Source organism: Bacteroidia bacterium (assembly GCA_019695265.1).
GTDB lineage: Bacteria > Bacteroidota > Bacteroidia > JAIBAJ01 > JAIBAJ01 > JAIBAJ01.
The window spans coordinates 1-21449 of sequence record JAIBAJ010000006.1 but is presented as its reverse complement, the minus strand read 5'-3'; the positions used below and the strand labels follow the sequence as shown (position 1 = coordinate 21449).

At 39.1% G+C, this 21449-nt stretch carries 22 protein-coding genes; 13 read left to right on the top strand and 9 right to left on the bottom strand.

The window, feature by feature from the left end; genetic code table 11:
• Positions 1-162 precede the first annotated feature (162 nt).
• The gene (locus tag K1X82_02025; protein ID MBX7180862.1) at positions 163-1704 is read left to right on the top strand and encodes a glycine--tRNA ligase; all 1542 of its coding nucleotides are present in this window, start codon (positions 163-165) and stop codon (positions 1702-1704) included.
• A gap of 271 nt (positions 1705-1975) precedes the next feature.
• Here the strand turns inward: K1X82_02025 and K1X82_02020 are convergent, their stop codons facing one another.
• The 7 genes from K1X82_02020 to K1X82_01990 form a co-directional block, all read right to left on the bottom strand.
• Positions 1976-2743, bottom strand: a complete 768-nt coding sequence (locus K1X82_02020; GenBank protein MBX7180861.1) for a LytTR family DNA-binding domain-containing protein — start codon at positions 2741-2743, stop codon at positions 1976-1978.
• Positions 2740-3795, bottom strand: coding sequence for a histidine kinase (locus tag K1X82_02015; GenBank protein ID MBX7180860.1), 1056 nt, complete (start codon positions 3793-3795; stop codon positions 2740-2742). Before K1X82_02015 ends, K1X82_02020 begins: the two co-directional genes overlap by 4 nt.
• Before the next feature lie 18 nt (positions 3796-3813).
• Positions 3814-6171: a TonB-dependent receptor gene (locus tag K1X82_02010; GenBank protein ID MBX7180859.1), complete on the bottom strand. Its 2358-nt coding sequence runs from the start codon at positions 6169-6171 to the stop codon at positions 3814-3816.
• Positions 6172-6298: 127 nt separating this feature from the next.
• Entirely contained in the window at positions 6299-7093 is a 795-nt protein-coding gene (locus K1X82_02005; GenBank protein ID MBX7180858.1) for a mycofactocin-coupled SDR family oxidoreductase, read from the bottom strand.
• Positions 7090-7623: a hypothetical protein gene (locus K1X82_02000; protein MBX7180857.1), complete on the bottom strand. Its 534-nt coding sequence runs from the start codon at positions 7621-7623 to the stop codon at positions 7090-7092. The genes K1X82_02005 and K1X82_02000 overlap by 4 nt, the downstream gene beginning before the upstream one ends.
• A gap of 11 nt (positions 7624-7634) precedes the next feature.
• Complete coding sequence (locus K1X82_01995; GenBank protein MBX7180856.1) at positions 7635-8381, bottom strand: glycosyltransferase family 2 protein; 747 nt, start codon at positions 8379-8381, stop codon at positions 7635-7637.
• A gap of 163 nt (positions 8382-8544) precedes the next feature.
• Positions 8545-9291 (bottom strand): hypothetical protein, encoded by a 747-nt coding sequence (locus K1X82_01990; protein MBX7180855.1) that lies wholly within the window; start codon positions 9289-9291, stop codon positions 8545-8547.
• A gap of 188 nt (positions 9292-9479) precedes the next feature.
• On the opposite strand from K1X82_01990, the gene K1X82_01985 reads away from it, so the two are divergent.
• From K1X82_01985 to K1X82_01970, 4 genes are all read left to right on the top strand, one after another.
• A complete protein-coding gene (locus K1X82_01985; protein ID MBX7180854.1) occupies positions 9480-10328 on the top strand; it encodes an MBL fold metallo-hydrolase in 849 nt (282 codons plus the stop codon).
• Positions 10329-10408: 80 nt separating this feature from the next.
• On the top strand, positions 10409-10954 hold the full coding sequence (locus K1X82_01980) for a 30S ribosomal protein S16 (GenBank protein MBX7180853.1): 546 nt from the start codon (positions 10409-10411) through the stop codon (positions 10952-10954).
• Positions 10954-11478, top strand: a complete 525-nt coding sequence (gene rimM / locus K1X82_01975; GenBank protein MBX7180852.1) for a ribosome maturation factor RimM — start codon at positions 10954-10956, stop codon at positions 11476-11478. The genes K1X82_01980 and rimM overlap by 1 nt, the downstream gene beginning before the upstream one ends.
• Positions 11479-11520: 42 nt before the next feature.
• The gene (locus K1X82_01970) at positions 11521-12423 is read left to right on the top strand and encodes a DUF3108 domain-containing protein (protein ID MBX7180851.1); all 903 of its coding nucleotides are present in this window, start codon (positions 11521-11523) and stop codon (positions 12421-12423) included.
• Between the two features lie 281 nt (positions 12424-12704).
• Here the strand turns inward: K1X82_01970 and hppD are convergent, their stop codons facing one another.
• Positions 12705-13844, bottom strand: coding sequence for a 4-hydroxyphenylpyruvate dioxygenase (gene hppD, locus K1X82_01965; protein ID MBX7180850.1), 1140 nt, complete (start codon positions 13842-13844; stop codon positions 12705-12707).
• A gap of 264 nt (positions 13845-14108) precedes the next feature.
• Here hppD and K1X82_01960 point away from each other — a divergent pair, with 264 nt between their 5' ends.
• From K1X82_01960 to dapA, 7 genes are all read left to right on the top strand, one after another.
• A complete protein-coding gene (locus K1X82_01960) occupies positions 14109-14348 on the top strand; it encodes a hypothetical protein (protein MBX7180849.1) in 240 nt (79 codons plus the stop codon).
• A 1523-nt stretch (positions 14349-15871) separates the two neighbouring features.
• Positions 15872-16252 carry a diacylglycerol kinase family protein gene (locus tag K1X82_01955; protein MBX7180848.1) on the top strand — a complete coding sequence of 127 codons (381 nt, stop codon included), beginning with the start codon at positions 15872-15874 and terminating at the stop codon, positions 16250-16252.
• A gap of 121 nt (positions 16253-16373) precedes the next feature.
• A complete protein-coding gene (locus K1X82_01950) occupies positions 16374-16928 on the top strand; it encodes a SiaB family protein kinase (protein ID MBX7180847.1) in 555 nt (184 codons plus the stop codon).
• Between the two features lie 5 nt (positions 16929-16933).
• On the top strand, positions 16934-17314 hold the full coding sequence (locus K1X82_01945; GenBank protein MBX7180846.1) for a DUF1987 domain-containing protein: 381 nt from the start codon (positions 16934-16936) through the stop codon (positions 17312-17314).
• A gap of 108 nt (positions 17315-17422) precedes the next feature.
• On the top strand, positions 17423-18496 hold the full coding sequence (gene serC / locus K1X82_01940) for a 3-phosphoserine/phosphohydroxythreonine transaminase (GenBank protein ID MBX7180845.1): 1074 nt from the start codon (positions 17423-17425) through the stop codon (positions 18494-18496).
• 23 nt (positions 18497-18519) lie between these two features.
• Positions 18520-19074 (top strand): hypothetical protein, encoded by a 555-nt coding sequence (locus K1X82_01935; protein MBX7180844.1) that lies wholly within the window; start codon positions 18520-18522, stop codon positions 19072-19074.
• Positions 19067-19945 carry a 4-hydroxy-tetrahydrodipicolinate synthase gene (gene dapA, locus K1X82_01930; GenBank protein ID MBX7180843.1) on the top strand — a complete coding sequence of 293 codons (879 nt, stop codon included), beginning with the start codon at positions 19067-19069 and terminating at the stop codon, positions 19943-19945. The genes K1X82_01935 and dapA overlap by 8 nt, the downstream gene beginning before the upstream one ends.
• 29 nt (positions 19946-19974) lie before the next feature.
• On the opposite strand, the gene K1X82_01925 is transcribed toward dapA, so the two are convergent.
• Positions 19975-20379: a hypothetical protein gene (locus K1X82_01925; protein MBX7180842.1), complete on the bottom strand. Its 405-nt coding sequence runs from the start codon at positions 20377-20379 to the stop codon at positions 19975-19977.
• An 83-nt stretch (positions 20380-20462) separates the two neighbouring features.
• On the opposite strand from K1X82_01925, the gene K1X82_01920 reads away from it, so the two are divergent.
• On the top strand, positions 20463-20870 hold the full coding sequence (locus K1X82_01920; GenBank protein MBX7180841.1) for a GxxExxY protein: 408 nt from the start codon (positions 20463-20465) through the stop codon (positions 20868-20870).
• Positions 20871-21449: the final 579 nt, after the last annotated feature.

The window sequence follows — 21449 nt, the reverse complement described above, 5'->3', positions numbered from 1 at the left end:
TAAGAAAATCCAAGCAGAATTAAGCGGTGTTCCATAAACGTTCAACCCTCCTTCTTCCTTTCAAATATTCTGGAACAATTCTAATCTCAACACTAAAAATTATCCTTTTCTACCCCTTTCATTCCCATTTTAAAATTGGGCATTTCTTCTACCTTTGCGGCCATGAATCAAGACGAACTTTTCAAGAATATTATCAGCCACGCCAAGGAATACGGTTATATTTTTCCATCTTCCGAAATTTACGACGGACTAAGTGCCGTATATGATTATGGCCAATACGGAGCCGAATTAAAAAAGAACATTCGCGAATATTGGTGGAAATCGATGGTGCAAATGCATGAGAACATTGTTGGAATTGATGCCGCCATATTTATGCATCCAACCACCTGGAAAGCCAGTGGCCACGTTGATGCTTTCAATGACCCCTTGATTGACAATAAAGATAGCAAAAAACGCTACCGGGCCGATGTTTTAATCGAAGAACATGTTGCCAAAATCGAAGCAAAAATTGAAAAAGAAGTAGGCAAAGCAAAGGATAGATTTGGCGAAAGTTTTAATGAAGAACTATACCGACAAACCAATGCCAGAGTAGTGGAATATGCCAACGAAGTTTCCGCTATCAATACTCGTTTTAAAAATGCGTTGGAAGCCGGTGACCTGGCCGAGGTAAAACAAATTATTTTAGACCTTCAAATTGTTTGTCCAATATCCGGAAGCAGAAACTGGACCGATGTCAGACAATTTAATTTGATGTTTAGCACCGCCATGGGATCGGTTAGTGAAGATGCTAATGAAATTTATTTGCGTCCTGAAACGGCTCAAGGAATTTTCGTCAACTTTCTCAATGTTCAAAAAACCGGTCGTATGAAAATCCCATTCGGAATTGCCCAAACCGGTAAAGCATTCCGAAATGAAATTGTAGCTCGTCAATTCATTTTTCGCATGCGGGAGTTTGAACAAATGGAAATGCAATTTTTTGTTCGCCCCGGTGAAGAAATGAAATGGTACGACTATTGGAAAAAAGCCCGCTTAAACTGGCACAAAGCCCTTGGGATTTCTGATTCCAAATACCGCTACCACGACCATCTGAAACTCGCCCATTACGCCAATGCGGCTTGCGATATCGAATTCGAATTTCCGTTTGGATTTAAGGAATTGGAAGGCATTCACAGTCGTACGGATTTTGACTTAAAACAACATGAAAAGTATTCCGGTAAAAAATTGCAGTACTTCGATCCGGAATTGAACCAAAACTATGTGCCTTATGTCATTGAAACCTCTATTGGTTTAGACCGGATGTTCCTGGCAATGCTTTCTTCGGCCTTGAAAAATGAAAAATTAGAGGATGGTAGCGAACGTACAGTTTTAAACCTCCCTCCTGCCCTTGCCCCAATTAAAGTTGCCGTGTTGCCACTGCTTAAAAAAGATGGTTTGCCTGAACTTGCACGAGAAATTTTAGACGATTTAAAATTCGATTTCTTATGCCAGTACGACGAAAAAGATGCCATCGGAAAAAGATACCGCCGCCAGGATGCCATCGGAACCCCAATTTGCGTAACCATTGACCACGATAGTTTGAACGATGCTTCGGTTACCATTCGCTACCGTGATACCATGCAACAGGAACGTATCGCCATCAAGGATTTAAAAGCCAAAGTGGAAGGAATTGTAGGAATGAAAGAGCTACTGAAACAAATTAAATAAGGTCCAAATTCAACCAATTAAGGTAAGGACTTTCTTTTTTACGGTTTAGAGTCGTTTAAATTGTAATAGTATGCGGGCCCCCTTCCGCCTTCATCTATCCTGCGCACACCGGATGTAAGCACGGGCGTTCGGGTCACGCTTTCGGCTGTAGTCCTCGGCCCACTTGGCTAGCGCCGCGTGTTCCTGTGGGCTACTTGCCTCAATCGTTGCCCGGGGGTGCAAGCCCAAATTGCAGCGATTCTAACAAGCTTTGTTGCTGGCAAAAATTGAATTAGGCCAATTTGCCTTCCAACCACTTATTGAAATCTGAAACTCGTTCCCGGCTAACAATAACTTCACCATCGGGAGGTGGATTCACTTCGAGTTTATACCTCCTTGTAAACCATTGGTTAATTTTTTGGATGGAATCAAGTCCAACCAGGAGGCTACGATTAATTCGGAAAAAATGAGCTGGATTCAATTCATCTTCCAACTGATCGAGTGTAAAATCAATAATCAATTTCTTTCCATCTTTGGTTGCCAGGGTAGTTATTCCCGATTTGGATTCTATCCAGGACAATTCCTTGCTGGTTATTAGCTTCAGTTGATCCCCAACCGGAATTAGAAATCGTTCACGAAAAACCTTTTTCTCCTTCGATCCTGCTATTAACAAGGCAATCTCTTCCATTCGTAACGTCGGTGTAAGAGAATAGTGAATAACCTTTTGCAAGGCTTTTTCCAAATCCATAATTTGAATCGGTTTCAACAAATAATCGAAACCATTACACTTAAATGCCCGAATAGCGTATTGGTCATATGCCGTAGTAAAAATAACAGGAGCAGTTACATTGACCTTATTAAATACTTCAAAGCTCAAATCATCAGCCAGGTGAATATCCATAAATACCACATCCGGCATGGGATTAGAGGAAAACCATTGTACAGCATCCTCTACAGATTCCAAACAAGCAAGCACTTCTACTCCCATGCCAAGTTGCATCAAGGATTTCTTTAAAAATTGTGCTGCATGAAACTCATCTTCTAAGACCAAGGCTTTCATGATATCTCGATTTCAATAAAAGGCAGTTTAACTTCAAACTTCTCGTTGGTTTTTATCAATTCTATCTCTTTGCCGCCCAACATACGATAACGCTCACTAATATTGCTTAAACCGATTCCTGTTCCTGTATCCGGATTAGGCCTGGTTTGCAAGTTATTCGCAATAGATATCCAATCTTCCCCTTGGTCGCTGATACGAATACTTAATGGTTGCTTATGACTGATAATATTGTGTTTAATCGCATTTTCAATCAATAACTGAAATGAAAGGGGTAATACCTTTTTGTTAAGGTTTTGGGGACTAATTTGAATATCAAAACTGAGATTCTGTGGGTAACGGATTTGAAGCATGAAAATGTAAGACCGTATGAAATCCAATTCTTCCTTTACGGTGATTAAAGGCCTTTCTCGAATTTCAAGTACATAGCGATAAACTTTAGAAAGATTCTGAACAAATTCAACTGCTACCTCCGGTTGATCTGGAATAATGGCAACCAGGGTATTCAGGCTATTGAAAAGAAAATGTGGGTTTACCTGACTTTTTAAACTTTCCAATTGGGTTTCAAGATTAATCTTCTTCAGATTTTCTGCTTCAAATCTAGCCTGGTTCCAACGAGTCACCACATAAACTATTTCATAAATGGCAGCAATGGAATTGGAAGCTACCAAACTAACCACAGTCATGCGCAATTCGGAAGCCCCGTTCAAAGCCACAGGTTCAACCTTAAATACCAGTTTAGGAATCAGGCATAACAAGATACTTGCTAAATAGGTGTAGGCAATCACCGAGACCATTTGTGCAACAATGCGCAAATTCACCTGCTCAGGTAAAGGAAATTTTCGCCGAAAAAAAATGATAATCTGACGATTGGTAAGCCAAAAGAAAGTGGTATATAAACAAGAAAAAAGGTAATTCTCTAAAAAATCAAGCGGAAATTCAAACGGATTAACTTCATGCAAACTTAAGGTAATGACGAAACCCGCCATTGGAATTCCAAATCCAAGGATGCGGGTATCGTCAATTCCTAAATAATTGATTGTAGATGCTTTCATACTAACTTAAACCGAGGTCTAAAAGTAAATTTTGTATTGAACATCCGGAAAAAAACCTCGTTGATAAACCGTTCCAATTCGTCCGGTGGATGGATTAAACCCTTGAGCAAAAACATTTTTACTACCAGTTAGGTTTTGTAAATCTACTGCAAACATTTGAGAGGTCTTTTTTCCATTGTATCGGAAAGTAATTTTAAAATCAAATCTGAAATAGTCCTTGTATTGCTCGGAATAAGCCAGTTTCTCATCTCTGATTTCCGTGCGGTAGGTTTGCGACAGAGACAAATCAATTGGAGTATAACGCTTTCCTCCTGCATAGGTAATTTTAGTATCGAAGCTTAAGGCCGTTTTCTTTCCAAGTTTAAACTCTTTTCCTCCCAGTGCATTCAGCACATAATTACCATTGAATGCCGTGTTTCGTTCAATACCATCGCTACCTTTATACTTGGATTGAAAAAGGCTGTTGGTTACAAGAAAGTAATAACCGCTGCTATAAAATTTTTCAATGGTTAGTTCCAATCCGTAATTATATCCAGTGCCTTCATTTACCAGGTTGGTATTGGTTGGAAAGGCAAAATCGGCACCTTGATTAATCATGGAAAAGGATGATGAACTATTCTCTACCGGAATGCTAAAAAGGTATTGATAATAAGCTTCAGCCTTTAAACGCAATTGCTGTGAAACAAACCATTCATAACCTAACACTGTTTGTAAACTTTTACTAAAATCCAATGATTTATTGGGTGTCGATTTATTTCCCAGACTATCTGCTTTTTCTACAAAATATATCGTAATCGGTTGTATTTGGCTATGTAAACCGGCCCCTAGCGTTAAACTATGATTGGAGGTTATAATGTATTTCATACCAATACGAGGTTCTATCACATTTGATTTGCTTAATAAAAAATGTTGGGAATGAACGCCTATATTCACTGAAAGCTGGTCCATTGGCCTCCATTGCCAATTAACAAAGGATTGAATTAATAAAGCAGTTTGATTCATATCACTGATGGTTCTGAAGGACAATGAATCTGCACGAACTGAATCAAGAATATGAATCTGATAAATATCTCCGAAAACCCCGGCAGTTAAGTTATGCTTGGCATTAAATTTATGATTGAGTTTATAGTTGAAAGAATATTTATTCTGGCGGCGGTTAAAAGCAGTAATATGCCAAATAGAATTGTTTTCAGAAGAAATGGAATCAATGGAGCCATCACTAATGGCAGTGCTGGCTGCAATACTTAGTTTTTGATAGGTTTTAGGGTTGAAAAATAAGGTATTAGAAGCTCCTACAATACCGGTGGTACTTCCAAATTTCGAGTTTTGATTTCCTCCGGAATACAAATTGGTGGTATCGTTTGGATCAGCATCAAAGTCAATGTGCGAAATTCCTCCAATGCCCCACAGGGTGAAACGTCCAAACTTTTTTGTTGGGATATTCATTTTGAAGGTTAAATCCTGATACTGAGGAACAGCAGCCCCGGTGCCCAAACTAATTCCCATCAAAGAGATTAGCCCCAGAGTAGAATACCGATAATTTATCAGATAGGAGGCCCCACTGCCTTTTTTGAAAGGCCCTTCGGCACCTAATTCAAAGCCATTAAACCCAATTTGTCCAAGGTATTCCCTTTTGTCAGCATTACCATTTCGTAAATTTAAGTCAAATACTCCCGATAGGGCATTTCCGTAGTTTGGACTCCATGCGCCTGTCATAAAATCAGAATTACTCAAGTTGTTGATGTTCAACATACTAACCGGACCACCAGTACTTCCCAAAGAAGCAAAATGATTAGGGCTTGGAATATCAATACCATCCATTCTCCAAAGCACGCCAATCGGGGAATTACCCCGGATTATAATATCGTTTCTACTATCGTTTGCTCCACTAACACCGGCGAAATTTTGCGCCATTTTAGAAGGATCCTGCAAACTACCTGAATACCTGGCAGCTTCTTCAACTGAAAATGTTCGAATACTAACAGTACCCATAGAATTTATGGCATTCCGTTTGTCGTCCTGAGCCCGAACCACCACTTCATCCAATTTTTTTATACTTTCTTGAAGTTCAATTTTCAGATCAAGTTCTTTGGCCGAGTTAACCAAAAGGTTACCTAGCGTAACTGTTTCATAACCCATATAACTAATTTGAAGCGCATTTCGACCAATTGGAACACCAACTAACTTAAAATTTCCATCCAAATCGGTAGTAGTACCAAGCAATGGGTTACTTCCTACCAAAACAATAGCAACTCCCGGAAGGGTTGATTGGGATTGTTTATCTACCACCGTACCTTTGATTGTCTGGGTAAGCACATTCTGTGCCTGATTTTGCAATGAAAAGCCTATCAGCAAAAAGAGAATAATTTTCTTCATCGTTTGAATTTTAGGCAAAGGTGTGGACTAGCTTTCTTTGCCACCTTCGAAATAAGTATGAGTTGTACAAATTACCAGATGAACCGGCAAAAATTTGATCCAATCACCAATCCAGTCAAAACAAGGGCTATCTAGTTAGCAATCCGGCATCTATTACGAACTCCGAACCGGTAATAAACCTTGCCTTCTCCGAACAAAGGAATACAACGGCATTGGCAACATCCTGAGGTTCAATCCAGGGAACTGGCAGAAGGTTTCCGGCACTACGTTCAGCAATTTCCTTGGCAGTTGTTCCTTCCATAGCAGCTAACCCATCATTCATAGGAGTATTGACTCCTGTAGGATGAATGGATATTACACGAATTCCAAATGGAGCCAGCTCAATTGCCCATGATTTACTTAATCCGGTTAATCCCCATTTGGAAGCAGCATAATGGCTCAATCGGTTCATTCCCCGAAGTCCGGCTATGGATGAATTATTTAAAATTATCCCTTGCTTTTGTTCACGCATTATGGGTATTATTCGCCTTCCAACCATCCATGCCCCTTTCAAATTGATATCCAACATGGAATCCCATTCCTCTTCACTTAATTCATCTGATAAACCATATGCACAAATCCCGGCATTATTAAACAAGATATCAATTCTTCCAAATTCCTGCATAGCCTGATTTACAGCAGATTGAATAGCTACATCATCCCGAACATCCCCTGAACAAGTTAAACAGGCAACTCCCAAGGCTTGGCATTCCAAACCCAAGGACTCCAACTCCTTGGAATTTCCAAAACTATAATTTGGATACTCCAATTGTTTTGCCACATCAAAAGCAACAATTGAAACTCCTTCTTTCGCAAGGGCTAAGGCAGTAGCTCGTCCTTGTCCGTGCGCAGCACCTGTTATAAATGCAACCTTTTTAGTCATGGCATTGGTTTTAAGTAAGGAATCAAATACTCATCGATCTCCGTTTCAATTACATTATTAAACACATTGGTAGCAATCATCTGACCGGCAAAAGCTATTAGAATTACCATTTCCCTGGTAGAATACCTACCTGCCGTTCTTTCGAATAATTCATCCGATACTATACCCTTATTTTGAGCAATGGCTGAGCCAAAGTCCAATAGTTCCTGTTCTGAAGTTTGCAAGTGAAGTGAATCAGGCTGCTCTCCTGCTTCTATCAAAATCCTCCTAAAAAAGGTTGAACATAGTGGACAATCAGAACCAGTTGAAATGGCGTAAGCAAACAAATAGGCACCACGCTTCCCCACAATTTTTTCCACCTCCTGATACAAGGGATACCATTGCATATACACTTCAAAAGCCAATAAGGAATGGCCCAAACTGGCCTTCATATTGGTAATTCGGGCTTGGTATTCCTGTACATGCTTTTGAAAAGCAAGTTGAATATCGGGTGAATATTCTTCTGATCGAAGTGGCTGTATGCGTGGCATGTTTACTTAATTTATTTTTTCAAGGCTAAATGGTACTTTAACCAGGTTTCATGAAAGGCTTGCCTTGCTATAAACAAACCATCCGAACCATCTAAAAACCCTAAATTTAGGACAAAAATTTTGAAAAACTTCCAAGGGGGATTTATCAATTGTTTAATAAGAAGTCCTTTAGCCTTCCTTTTTTTCAAGGCCTCAGCACCAATTTTACCATAGTGTATGGTTCGATTAATGTGTTCGGAACGAGAATAGTAACTATAGTGCAACAAATCACCTTGAAGAAAACCGATTGGTTTATTTGTTTCAAACAATTCAAACTTATCATGCGGATTATCTCCACCCCATTTTCCTTTTCGACTATCCCATAATCTTGCTTTGGTATCCGGATACCATCCACTGTGCCTAATCCAGTGACCACAGTAATTGGTAAGTCGATTCATGGAATAAGCATCAAACTGCCAATTGGACTTTACTTCCAAAATAGATTCCTTTAGTTTCGGAGAAAGCGCTTCATCTGCATCTAAAGATAAAACATGTGGAAATTTTGCTTGGGAAAGTGCCCAATTCTTCTGTTCAATATGTCCATCAAAACCATGTTCTATAAATCTTGCACCTTTCTGCAAGGCTATTTGTTTGGTATTGTCTGTAGAATAGGAATCAACCACCAGAACTTCGTCAGCAACGCCTTGCAAGGAATCTAAACAACGTGCAATATTGCGTTCCTCATTAAAAGTAATAATTACAGCAGATATTTTTGGCATGCAGGGGCACAAGTTTAGGGATTTTCCTAGATCAACAGAACTTTTACCCAAATTAATACATGGTGAGATTGCAAATCCCTGCAGCCAGATTGAGCCTTAATTAAACCGAAAAAGGATTTGTTTTTAATGAAGACTATAAAATTAAATTACAACCTTAATTCGGTCAGGGATTCCATAAAGTTAATTGGGGTTTAAGGTAACTTTTTATCTCTTGCCATGAAAATCTAAGTTCCCAAAAGGGACCTTCATTGTGCATAAAATGTGGGAACTCGCAGTTTTTTCGGATAATAAAATGAGTGGGGGTTAAGGAATAGGCCTGAATCTTGAAATCATTCCTACAATTTTCTAATTCTTCCATTATAATTGGTAGGTAAGAACTGTCGGTTTGAAGGGTATCCAATTTGTATCTGCTTCTTACTTCTGCCACACTGGCTTGGTAGGTTGAATCTAACCTGGAGTATATAAGTTCCCGAAGAAACCCGGTGGTATCAACCAGTTCCTCAATGGTATAAAACTTTCCGTTGGCTAAATTAACTGTGTGATATTGATTAAAACTACTGCAATAAGCTCCACAAAATTCCCCATAAACCTCTAGCGATACCCATTGATTTTGATTAAGGAATACTTCAAATCCTATGGAAGAGAAATATTGTGCCCAATCTCTGTAGCTTTGGTCAATTGCCTTTCCTTCAAACTCCCTTCCTGTAATTTGTTCTTTCAATTCCATATTTACCTTGTTCTCCATGGACTTCTTTTTTAAAATAAATTTCGGAAAATTTAATACTGCTTCGGAATTATCAGCAAAACTGGAAACCAACCGAATTTTCAAGGTATCGATCTGATTCAATTGAGCATCGGCTCTTAAGGAAAAGAATAAGAAACAAAGCAACCAAAGAAGGAGTCGAGGCATTCGGCAAATTTAGATGCTATCTTAATTGAAAAAATTAGCCCTGTATACAATTTTTACCTGTAAAACATGTTTCTGACTTTTAATCATTATATCCATTTTTGCGACTAAGTTTTAACATAAGGTTCAAAGCCTTTACCCTATTTTTGCCACCGCTTTTTGGATTTTAGACTTTTATAAAAATACGATCGATGAAACTGCATGTAATTGACACAGGGTTTTTCAAATTAGACGGAGGTGCAATGTTTGGAGTAGTTCCCAAATCCATTTGGCAAAAAACAAATCCGGCCGATTCCAACAACATGTGTAATTGGGCTATGCGCTGTTTATTGCTGGAATTCGATAACCGTTTAATGCTTATCGACAACGGAATTGGGGATAAACAAGACGCCAAATTCTTTTCTCATTATTATTTAAATGGCGATGATTCCTTACAAAAGTCATTGCATAAATTAGGCATAGATTTTCCGGACATTACAGATATGTTCTTGTCTCATTTGCATTTCGACCATTGTGGAGGCAGCATTAAATACAACAAAGACAAAACCGGATTCGAAACCGTTTTCCCTAACGCTAGTTATTGGACTAACAAAGAACATTGGCGTTGGGCAACTCAACCCAATAAAAGAGAAAAAGCATCCTTCCTTTCAGAAAACATATTACCTATATCCACCAGCGGACAACTCAAATTTGTAAAAGGAGAAGGTCGATTTACCAATAAAATTCTGATTAAATACATGAGAGGTCATACCGATGCACTCATGGTTCCTATGATAAAAATTAATCGGAAAGTGGTTTGTTTTGTATCTGATCTCTTGCCTTCGGTTGGGCATATTCCATTGCCTTATGTGATGGGTTATGATACCAGACCGCTTATCACCCTGGAAGAAAAAGAAAAATTCCTTATCGAGGCCGCAGAAGGTAATTACATTTTATTCTTGGAACATGACCCCCTTTATGAAGCTTGTACCGTAGAAAAAACTGAAAAAGGTATACGTCTGAAAGAAGCAGGCAAACTCAGCGATTTTATCGGAAACTGATTTTTTGTACAGGAATTTCAAAAAGCTGTTGTAAGGTATACAAAAATAATTACCTTTGCACCCCTTAAAAATTAATTACAATGGCAGTTAAAATTAGATTGCAAAGACAAGGTAAGAAAGACGCAGCGTTCTTTCATATCGTTGTAGCGGACGGTCGTGCACCGCGTGATGGAAGGTTCATTGAGAAACTTGGAACTTACAACCCAAACACCAATCCGGCCACTATCGATATCAACTTCGATAAAGCCGTAACCTGGTTAGAAAATGGTGCTCAACCTACGGATACAGCTCGCGCTATCCTTTCCTATCGTGGTATTCTTTACAAACGTCACCTTAATGTAGGTGTTAGAAAAGGAGCTATGACTATTGAACAGGCTGAAGCTAAATTTGAAGCTTGGTTGGCTCAAAAAGAAGGTAAAATCTCCGGAAAAGTTGATCGCTTAGCCGGTGAAAAAGCTAAATCTTTGTCAGCTCGCTTGGCTAAAGAATCTGAAGTTAAAGACAAAAAAGCCGCTGCTATAGCCGCTAAACTTGCTCCTCCGGTTGAAGAAGCTCCGGCAGAAGAAGTAGAAGCTACAGAAGCTCCGGCCGTTGAAGCCGAAGGAGATGCTCCTGCTGCTGAATAATGCTAGCCTATACCAAACCATTTATTAGTCTCGGTAAAATTATTTCTACCCACGGCTATAAAGGTGAGGTAAAAATTGAATTCTTAGGGAATTTCCTCCCTAAATCAAAAAAAATGGAACTGTTGTTTGTGGATTTTCCACCTGCTCCGGTTCCATTTTTTATTGCTAAATACACCCAAAATTCAAACTCCCAATTTACCGTCCTCTTCAAAAACTTTTCCAACCCGGAACAAGCCAAAGAATTGGTAGGTAAAACATTTCTTCTTCCCCAAAACCTGGTCAAGGAAGTTAAACAAGAAGAAACCTTAGACGATTTACTTGTAGGATTCCAAGTTATTGATTTAAAATTGGGTATATTGGGTAAGGTTATCTCAGTTGAAGAAGGTGTGCAAGATTTATTGGTGGTTGAAACGCCCAATCAAGAAGAAATTCTAATTCCGGCCGTAGAAGCTTTCATACTTCAAATCGACCCAAAAAAGAAACAAATATCAACCCAAATCCCACCCGGGTTAGTCGATTTGTAAGCTCCTTCCAATTCCGTTCATTTCACCTTCTACCAAAGGTAAATGTCCTCAATCTATACAATTACCTACCCTCCATTTTTCTTTCTTTTTTACCTTCGGCATGATTTTAGCCTTGCCGGTTTTATGAACAAAGCCATTCTTATTACCTTCCTGGTTGGCACAACCCTTTGCCTGCAATCCTTTGGACCCGGCATTTCCGGTTGTAAGGTTAGCAATTCTGCCTTCAAACCCGGCGAAAAAGCAACCTATGTAGCCTACTATCAGCTTGGACCGGTTTGGGTAGATGCCGGCGAAGTAGAATTCGAAACAACCCTGGAAAAATTTGGCAATAAACCTTGCTACCACTTCAAAGGAACTGGTAAAACCTTCCCTAGTTACGATAATTTCTTTAAAGTAAGAGATCGCTTCGAAGCTTGGGTAGATACCGCCACCTTAAAACCTTTCCGCTACGTCCGCGATACCGACGACGGGGGATTTAAAAACTACAACGATAACTACTTCAATTATAAAACCGGCTGGGTGAAAACCTACCGAAAACTAAACAACGATCCTTCTAAAAAAGATAGCTCTTCCATCCTGGATTGCACCTTCGATGTACTAAGTATGATTTATGCCTCCAGAAACGTTGACTTCGCTTCCATGAAAGTAAATGACTCCATTCCTATTTCTTTGTTCCTGGATGACAAAGCCTATAACCTTTCGGTAAAATACCTGGGCAAAACAATCTTAAAAACTGAACATGGCAAATTCCGCTGCATTCTATTCAGTCCAAGACTAGTAGCAGGTACCATTTTCTCCGAAGGGCAACGGATGAAGGTTTGGATGACCGATGATGCAAACAAAGTTCCAATGCTAGTTGAATCGCCGGTAGTAGTAGGAAAAGTAAAAGGTCGCATAAAAAACTGGAGCGGACTCAGAAACCCAATGAGTTCCAAAGTAGAATAGACCCAGGTTAGGCATTAGAAATGCATAAACGAGTTAAGAATTTGCAAATCAATTTGTTTGTTCAAATTGATAACAACTTCTTCCCGAAATGCTTCGGGAGGGGTAAACCCAACTAAATCAAGTAGTTCGGATAAGGAATCCTCCTTTTGATTAAGTAGGGATAAAAAAAGTTCAAACTGAATTGGACCAAAACAAAAAAGTGGTTGAAGATTTAACCTTCAACCACTTTCACAGTAAATATTACTTCTGCGTTTTGAAACAAATACCCTTCAGGTAAAACATTACAAGGTTCCTCTACGGGCTTGTTCTCTTTCAATCGATTCAAACAAAGCCTTAAAATTCCCTTTACCAAAAGATTTTGCTCCTTTACGTTGTATAATTTCATAAAACACCGTCGGACGATCTTCTACAGGCTTCGAAAACAACTGAAGCAAATATCCTTCCTCATCTCTGTCTACCAAAATATTCAAACGTTTTAAGGTTTCAACATCCTCATCGATTAAACCTACTCTTTCCACTAAATCATCATAATAACTGGCAGGAACTTCCAAAAATTCAATTCCACGATTACGCAATTCCGTGATAGTGTGAATGATATCATTTGTTGCAAGCGCCAAATGCTGACATCCTGCTCCCTTATAAAAATCATAATATTCCTCTATTTGACTTTTCTTCTTACCTTCTGCAGGTTCATTGATTGGAAATTTAATGTAACCGTTTCCATTGGTAACTACTTTACTCATCAATGCAGTATATTCCGTACTGATATCTTTATCATCAAAGGTTAACAGCACTTTGAAACCCATTACATCTTCATAAAATTTCACCCATTTATTCATTTCTCCCCATCCAACATTACCAACACAATGGTCGATATACTCTAATCCAATTGGAGTTGTTTTCAAACTGCTTTTCCAAGGTTTGTAACCAGGCAAAAACACACCGGTATAATTTTTCCGCTCCACAAAGGTATGCCAGGTATCTCCATACGTTTTTATACTGGCCATTTTCACCTCTCCCCACTCATCTGAAATAGTTTGTACACCCGAAGCCGCTTCCGCACCGCGTTTGGTAGTTTCATAAAACGACTTGGAAGCATCATCTACCCAAAGCGCCAAAACTTTAACACCATCCCCATGCCTACGTACATGGTGCGAAATCTCACTTTCAGGATCAAAAGAAGTTGTTAGTACCAGCCTAACTTTTCCTTGTTGAAGTACATAACTGGCGCGGTCTTTAACACCGGTTTCAGGGCCGGCATATGCCACTAGTTCAAAACCAAATCCGGCTTGATAAAAATAAGCGGATTGCTTGGCATTTCCAACATAAAATTCTACATAATCTGTTCCGTTAATCGGAAGGAAATCTTCGCCTGCATTGGCGTGTAGCTTTTCAAGTGGAGATAATTCGGTTGCTAACATTGAAGTAATTATTGGTGTGCAAATTTAAGGAATAGTGTCATTGCTTGTGTAGCTATTTCGGGGTAGTTTTAGGTAACTGATTAATATCATTTTGTAATAGCTCTGCTCTCGAAGGTTTATTGTAATTTGCTTCCTATTTAAATTTTGTTTTGGCGGGCCCCCTTCCGCCTTCAATGTTGGTGCAAATCTTAAGGTATCAAACACGGCGTTCGGGTCACGCTTTCGGCGGTAGTCCTCAGTCTGCTTCGTTAACACTGCGCATCCTTGTGGGCTACACTGCCTCAATCGTTGCCCGGGGTGCAAGCCCATCCTTCCTTACTACTGCCATCCTTTATTGAATTCATTTTCATAACTTCCATCGAAAACAAATTACTTACAACCCAATTCTCCATTTTGGTTCCATTATGGAATTATTCGTATTTACTATTCCCACGGCTTCTTGAAGAAAAGTCCAAAACCATGTTTCAAATTACGGTGGCAAGTAACGAAGTAAACGCAATTTAATACAATTATAGTTGGACTATTTTAGATTTACTATTGGCACGAACATGGGCTGCTGAAAAAAAATATCCAAGCCATTTATTTTCAATTGTTTAACAACTTATCCCCCCTGGTTGGTTGCACATTTATAATACCGAATGGATAATAAGTATTGGCCCATTTTATCCCGAAATTGTCATTTGAAACGAAGTGAACAAATGGCAATTTCGGTGGGATGTGGGAAGATTCGGGTTAACCCCGAGCTAGTGTTAGTTAGTGCCGAGGTTACATTATGTTAGACCTAATTTTACCAATAAGGCTAATTCTTAAATAGGTCTTGCATAATGTTTTCTCGGTAAAAATTACTTGAAAACCATCCTAACACTTGTCTCAAAACGAAGTTTAAAATTTCTTATGACAATTTCCATCTAACTAGAATTTAAGTCATTGTATTTCAGGAATTTGAAAAAAAAATTGAATTTTCTTTTTGAAGAAAGATTAAATAATGGAATAATGATTTTTATAACCGTATAAGCCCTTGCACAAAAGCCTGTTAGAACGCCGTGCGTTGGCCTGGCTCAGCACGGGGCGCGCCGCGGCTGTGAATTGATGTTCCCTTGAAAAACTTGCAATGTCGTAGGCCTTCCGAGTACAAAAGATTGAACATTGCGATTCAGATTTTCCGGAAGGACCGATTTAAAAGATGGACATGTGCGAATGGATAAGTGGGTCAGCGTCCATCTTTGACCCATTGCTTAGTTTTTCAGGGAACAGCAAGAGCGGGTGGACGTTTGCTGAGCCTAGACCTTTTTGGTTACTTTTTGGGGCAATGCCTACTCACGAAGTGACCTCTTGGATACCTTTAAAAACAAACAATCCATCCAAAAAAAGTGACATAAATTAAATTCCTTTGAATTTCAAAAAGCTAAACCTTTAACTAAACGTCATTTCCCTGACCAGAATTTCTACGTTTTATAGAGCTTATTCCTATCAAAAATATCTTTGGTCAAAGGAAGGTCAGCCATTAGTTAGCTGTTTTATTCTAGAAGTTTCACTTCTTTTGGAATTTGGGTTTATATTCAAATTTTCTTGAAAAATTGGCCTAACCTATTGCATCCTAGGCATTTGCCATTGTATTTTCTAAGTCGATTCGGGCTATTTCTCAAAAAACATGGGTATAATGGCAATGCACATGCTAGTACAATTTGCTATCATTTGGGACTTGCACCCTCGGGCAACGATAGAGGCAAGTAGCCCACAGGACCACTACGGCTTTAGCCTAGGGGGACGAGGACTACAGCCGAAAGCGTGACCCGAACGCCCGTGCAGGTTGTTTTGGATATAATAAAAAGCTAATTGGGCGGAGGGGGCCCGCATAAAAAGAATTAAAAAAGGAGTCCTTTCCTGCAAATTAACATCTTCAACCTACCATTATAAAAGCAGTTGAGCATTTCCTTCGGCGCAAACAATCTTCGGTGGAATTAACGCTCCATTTGATTTATTTATTCGATTGAAAAGGATGTATTTTAAAAATATACTTTTGGAAAATGAACTATTGGGAAAAAAGAAAAAAGGCTTTTACCTATGCAGGACAAGGCATTGGGCGATTTTTCAAGGAAGAGGCTCATGCCCAAATCCACCTGATATTGGCTGTTCTAGTTCTAATTTCAGGCTTCATTTTTAAACTTAATCGCTTGGAATGGCTTATAGTACTGCTTTGCATTGGTATAGTTATGATGGCCGAAATGATCAACTCGGCCATCGAAAATGTAGTGGATTTGGTTTCACCCGAAAAAAAAGAACTTGCCGGAAAGGCAAAAGACCTGGCAGCCGGCGCAGTTCTTGTTGCAAGTATCATAGCTGCTTGCATAGGTTTAATTTTGTTTGTACCTAAGGCTTTACTCCTAATTTCCTCCATTGTTAATTAATACGTTCATAACATCTCGAAAAAACTTTGGGTAATTTATCGAAATATTTTTTCATTTGTTGTAACCAAAGTTTGTTCATCACGTTTTAGGTCAGTCCTTATTACAAGCCCGTAAGAAGTTTATGATAGATATCTTTGATTTATATAATCGAATGGAGGCCAACAATATCATGTTGTCCTTTAAAGGTGATATTACGGACGACCTGATGAGTTCAATCCTCCAAATTATGGAATCGAGGATGAACGATAAAAACGAAGAACCTAAGCTTAGGAAAAAGGTTTACAATGTTTTGGTTGAATGTCTGCAAAATTTATATCACCACATAGATGAAGTTGAACTGACGGGTAGCAAAAGCGAACGCTCAGCCATATTCATGATTGGTTTGGGTGAAAATAGCTACAGCATTTTAACAGGAAATTACATTAAAACTGAAAAAGTAGCGGGTTTTAAATCCAGGTTGGAAAAGATTAATTCCTTAAGTCCGGAAGAATTAAAAACCTACTACAAAGAAATGTTGAACAATGAGCAATTAAGCGAGAAAGGCGGCGCCGGACTCGGAATGATTGACATTGCCAGAAAAACAGGACAAAAATTAAATTACGACTTTTTTGAAGTTAAAGACGGCTATTCCTTTTTTAGCCTTAATATTAAAGTAGAATCACACCATAATATTTGATTAAAATGGAAAAAATTCATTACGACGGAACACCAAAAACACCAGGGGTAGAATTTGATGGAGACAAAGGCGAATTGCGTTTGAAAGGGCGTTCGATTCCTGAAAATTCCATTGAGTTTTATAAACCATTAATTGAATGGCTTGATGATTATGTGAACAAGCCCCAAAGCAAAACCATGGTTAATATCCAATTGGAATATTTTAACACCAGCAGCAGCAAATGCCTTTTGGATTTGTTTAAAAAACTTGAGCATCTTTCTAAAAAAGGAAATGAAGTGGTAGTTAATTGGTACTATGAAGAAGACGATGAAGATATGCTGGAAGCCGGTGAAGATTACCAAAGTATTATCGGAGTTCCATTCAAAATGATTGAAATCCAAGAATAATCGTTAACATCTATTTTCAAAAGCCCTTCGGAAAACCGAGGGGCTTTTTTATTTTTGCACCGGAATTGAATCGTTTTTATTCTTTTCCGCTATCAATACCTCCAGCCAATGAGCAAACCACATAACTTTTCTGCCGGTCCGGGAATTCTTCCTCAAGTTGTACTAGAACAAGCCGCATCTGCCATTTTAAATTACCACCAAAGCGGACTTTCCATTTTAGAAGTATCGCACCGCGGTAAAGACTTCGTTGCCGATATGGAAAAGGCTCAACAATTGGTAAAAGACCTGCTCAACTTACCTAGCGGTTATTCAGTATTATACCTTCAAGGTGGTGCAAGCCTTCAATTCCTAATGGTTCCTTACAATCTGATGAAACTTGGCGGAAAAGCAGCTTATGCCAATACCGGAGTTTGGGCTTCCAAGGCCATAAAAGAAGCTAAACTTCTTGGTGAAGTAGTGGAAGTTGCCTCTTCAAAAGACAAGAACTTCTCCTACATCCCCAAAGGCTTTACCATTCCAACCGATGTAGACTATTTCCATTTCACGAGCAATAATACTATTTACGGAACTCAATTCCGTCAATTTCCCGAAACAAAAGTTCCTTTGGTATGCGATATGTCTTCCGACATTTTTTCCCGCCAATTCGATGCTTCGAAATTTGACCTGATTTACGCCGGAGCCCAAAAAAACATGGGTCCAGCAGGAACAACCATGGTCATAGTTAAAGATGAATTACTTGGTAAAACAGGAAGAACTATCCCATCTATGCTCGATTACAAGGTACACATCGACGGCGAAAGCATGTACAATACTCCATCTGTTTATGCAGTATATGTTTCCATGCTTACTCTGCAATGGCTAAAAGACAATGGTGGTGTGGCCTGGATTGAAGAAATAAACAATAAAAAGCAATCGTTGTTTTACCAGGAATTGGATGCTAACCCGGCCTTCATTGGCACGGCTGCTAAAGAAGACCGCTCCTGGATGAATGCAACCTTTTTGCTTAAGAATGAATCACTGGATGCAGAATTTTCAAAACTTTTGAAAGAAGCCAATATCAGTGGATTAAAAGGTCACCGCAGTGTAGGAGGGTACAGAGCTTCTATGTACAATGCCTTGCCACTCGAAAGTGTTCAAGTTTTGGTTGATGTTATGCGCGAATTCGGTCGCAAATTTGCTTAAGTCCACTACCCTACCCTCTGCCTTTGGAATTTATCGAAAACATAAAAAGAAAAATCGGGTTTTACCTGCTAAGGCAGGAACAAGTCCCAACCCGGCCAATTAAAGTTTCCAACTTGGCGGATGCCAAAAACATTGGCATCCTTTACGATGCAACTCAAATGGAAACCCATAACGTTGTTAGGGAATTTGTGCGCCAACTTCGAGAAGAAAAAAAAACAGTAAAAGCCTTGGGATTTGTCGATACCAAAGAGGCACGAGATTTCCAGGTAGCTAAGCTGGAATTCGATTTCTTCTTGAAAACTGATTTAAATTGGTATTACATGCCAGGTCACCACGTGGTGGATAATTTCTGCAACGAATCTTACGACCTCTTAATTGACCTTACCCTGGAACCGGTTCTACCTCAATTGTATGTGCTAACCTGGTCTAAAGCCAAATGCAAAGTTGGACGACAAGATGCCAACTTTGAAAAGTTATACGATATCATGATCAATGTGGAAAAGAAACCCGACCTCAAGTTCCTTATCCAACAAGTAAAACATTATTTAACCATTATCAACAACCCTCGCAATGCTTAAATTTTTAAATGGAACAGGCGTAGCCCTTGTTACTCCCTTTACACAAAGTGGTCAGGTTGACTTAAACGGATTAGCCAATTTGGTAGAACACGTTATTGGAGGAGGAGTTGAATACTTAGTAGTTTTAGGAACAACCGGAGAAACAGCTACTCTCACTGCAGCCGAAAAGGAAGTAGTGGTATCGAAAGTAATTGAAGTAAATAACTCTAGGGTGCCGGTAGTTCTAGGAATAGGCGGAAACAATACTGCCGAGGTATTAAATCAATTGGAAGAATATAACCTCAACGAAATTTCGGCCATTCTCTCGGTTTCTCCTTACTATAACAAACCCAGCCAGGAAGGAATTTTTCAGCATTACAAAGCGATATCCCAGGCTTCACCAAAACCTGTAATTATTTACAATGTTCCAGGTAGAACTGCTAGCAATATTAGCGCAGAAACAACCTTAAGAATCGCTCGCGAATTACCTAATGTAGTGGCAACCAAAGAAGCATCCGGAAGCCTGGAACAAATTATGCAAATCATCAACCATAAACCGGAAGGCTTTCGGGTGATTTCCGGAGATGATAATCTAACTCTACCTATAATTGCTGCAGGAGGTTCAGGTGTAATTTCGGTAGTAGCCAATAGTTTCCCTGCCAAATTTTCTGAAATGGTTCGTTTTTCCTTAAAAGGCGACTTTGCCTCAGCTCGTAAATTGCATTACGCCTTGCTTGACCTCATGGGCTTGCATTTTGCAGAAGGAAATCCGGTGGGAGTAAAAGCAATTTTGCACGAACTTGGAGTTTGTGGCTCTCATGTTAGACTTCCTTTAGTGCATGCTAGCGAAGGGCTAAAAGCAAAAATAAGGGAAACCATTCACCACCACTAATACTAAAGATAATCGACATAGGCTTTTACCTATAAAATCATCACTCCTTTCTTTTGAAGTATTGGAAGTACAATAAAATTCTCTTCCCGAATGGACTCGGGGAGAAAGATGTACTTTTTATCATAAATCTGCTTGTCAAGGTAAAAACTTAACCAATATTGGTTCGTGATTCCAAAAACATCTTCAACAATAGCTTCAACCTTTGAAGCTGAACGAGCAGGCACAGTTTCTAAAAAATGCCTTAATTCAGACGTTTTAACTTCCTTTTCTTGAATAATACCATATCCTGATGACGAAACTAAAACAGCTTCCAAATCACGGTTCTTGAGGTTAATTACATAAACGTTATAAACCTCCTCACCCTCCATATTTTGCTCTTTTACTACTGCCAAAGCTACATCTTCAACAAGCAAATTTGGAATATCCTTTAACATTCTAATATCTAATTTTATTTTCCAAAATTAATAGGAACTTAGATTAAAATCGACTAATTTAGCCTAATATATACATTATTTTTATGGAATCCATTTTGTATAAGACAGAATCCTCTGAAATTATCAATTGCTGCTACGAAGTTTTTAACCACCTAGGTCCAGGTTTCCTTGAATCTTTATATAAAGACGCCTTGATGGAAGAATTCAAGATCAGGAAAATTCCGTTTGAAAGGGAAAAGCAATTTATCGTAAAATATAAAAACCAGTTGCTAAGACATTACTACTATGCAGATTTTGTAGTTTGGGATAAAATAATTCTTGAATTAAAAACTGTGTCGGCTATCAATGATCAATTATTAGCTCAAGGAATTAATTATTTAAAAGTTTCAGGAAATCAACTTGCACTAATTGTAAATTTTGGAGAAAACCCTATAAAAATTAAAAGGGTGGTTTTGACTAAGAATTATGGTGAAACCATTATTATTAGATAACTACCTAATAAAACACATCCCAACCGCAGATTTTCTGGCAATTAGGGATGTAAAATTTTCACATCTTACAATATTCTTTCGATTTGATGACCTTTAATATTCCGCGGAGTTCGCGGTTAGTTTCATTCCGCGGAGTTCGCGGCTAATATCATTCCGCGGAGTTCGCGGTTAGTTTCTTTCCGCGGATTTCGCGGTTAGTTTCTTTCCGCGGATTTCGCTGTTAATCCCATTCCGCGGAGTTCGCGGTTAGTTTCCTTCCGCGGAGTTCGTGGTTTATTTCATTCCGCGGATTTCGCGGTTTGTTTCTTTCCGCAGATTGCGCGGTTTGTTTCTTTCCGCGGAGTTCGCGGTTTGTTTCTTTCCGCGGAGTTCGCGGTTTGTTTCTTTCCGCGGAGTTCGCGGTTTGTTTCTTTCCGCGGAGTTCGCGGTTTGTTTCTTTCCGCGGAGTTCGCGGTTAATCTCATTCCGCGGAGTTCGCGGTTAATCTCATTCCGCGGAGTTCGCGGTTTATTTCATTCCTCGGATTTCGCGGTTTGTTTCTTTCCGCAGATTGCGCGGTTTGTTTCTTTCCGCGTAGTT

Excerpts from the sequence above, each read along its gene's own strand:
- K1X82_01955 (MBX7180848.1), top strand. The coding sequence starts at position 15,872 with ATGAACTATTGGGAAAAAAGAAAAAAGGCTTTTACCTATGCAGGACAA.
- K1X82_01970 (MBX7180851.1), top strand. The coding sequence starts at position 11,521 with ATGTCCTCAATCTATACAATTACCTACCCTCCATTTTTCTTTCTTTTT.
- K1X82_02020 (MBX7180861.1), bottom strand. The coding sequence starts at position 2,743 with ATGAAAGCCTTGGTCTTAGAAGATGAGTTTCATGCAGCACAATTTTTA.
- K1X82_02025 (MBX7180862.1), top strand. The coding sequence starts at position 163 with ATGAATCAAGACGAACTTTTCAAGAATATTATCAGCCACGCCAAGGAA.
- rimM (MBX7180852.1), top strand. The coding sequence starts at position 10,954 with ATGCTAGCCTATACCAAACCATTTATTAGTCTCGGTAAAATTATTTCT.
- dapA (MBX7180843.1), top strand. The coding sequence starts at position 19,067 with ATGCTTAAATTTTTAAATGGAACAGGCGTAGCCCTTGTTACTCCCTTT.
- K1X82_01950 (MBX7180847.1), top strand. The coding sequence starts at position 16,374 with ATGATAGATATCTTTGATTTATATAATCGAATGGAGGCCAACAATATC.
- K1X82_01920 (MBX7180841.1), top strand. The coding sequence starts at position 20,463 with ATGGAATCCATTTTGTATAAGACAGAATCCTCTGAAATTATCAATTGC.
- K1X82_01990 (MBX7180855.1), bottom strand. The coding sequence starts at position 9,291 with ATGCCTCGACTCCTTCTTTGGTTGCTTTGTTTCTTATTCTTTTCCTTA.
- K1X82_02005 (MBX7180858.1), bottom strand. The coding sequence starts at position 7,093 with ATGACTAAAAAGGTTGCATTTATAACAGGTGCTGCGCACGGACAAGGA.
- serC (MBX7180845.1), top strand. The coding sequence starts at position 17,423 with ATGAGCAAACCACATAACTTTTCTGCCGGTCCGGGAATTCTTCCTCAA.
- K1X82_01980 (MBX7180853.1), top strand. The coding sequence starts at position 10,409 with ATGGCAGTTAAAATTAGATTGCAAAGACAAGGTAAGAAAGACGCAGCG.
- K1X82_02015 (MBX7180860.1), bottom strand. The coding sequence starts at position 3,795 with ATGAAAGCATCTACAATCAATTATTTAGGAATTGACGATACCCGCATC.
- K1X82_01925 (MBX7180842.1), bottom strand. The coding sequence starts at position 20,379 with ATGTTAAAGGATATTCCAAATTTGCTTGTTGAAGATGTAGCTTTGGCA.
- K1X82_01945 (MBX7180846.1), top strand. The coding sequence starts at position 16,934 with ATGGAAAAAATTCATTACGACGGAACACCAAAAACACCAGGGGTAGAA.
- hppD (MBX7180850.1), bottom strand. The coding sequence starts at position 13,844 with ATGTTAGCAACCGAATTATCTCCACTTGAAAAGCTACACGCCAATGCA.
- K1X82_01995 (MBX7180856.1), bottom strand. The coding sequence starts at position 8,381 with ATGCCAAAAATATCTGCTGTAATTATTACTTTTAATGAGGAACGCAAT.
- K1X82_02010 (MBX7180859.1), bottom strand. The coding sequence starts at position 6,171 with ATGAAGAAAATTATTCTCTTTTTGCTGATAGGCTTTTCATTGCAAAAT.
- K1X82_01985 (MBX7180854.1), top strand. The coding sequence starts at position 9,480 with ATGAAACTGCATGTAATTGACACAGGGTTTTTCAAATTAGACGGAGGT.
- K1X82_02000 (MBX7180857.1), bottom strand. The coding sequence starts at position 7,623 with ATGCCACGCATACAGCCACTTCGATCAGAAGAATATTCACCCGATATT.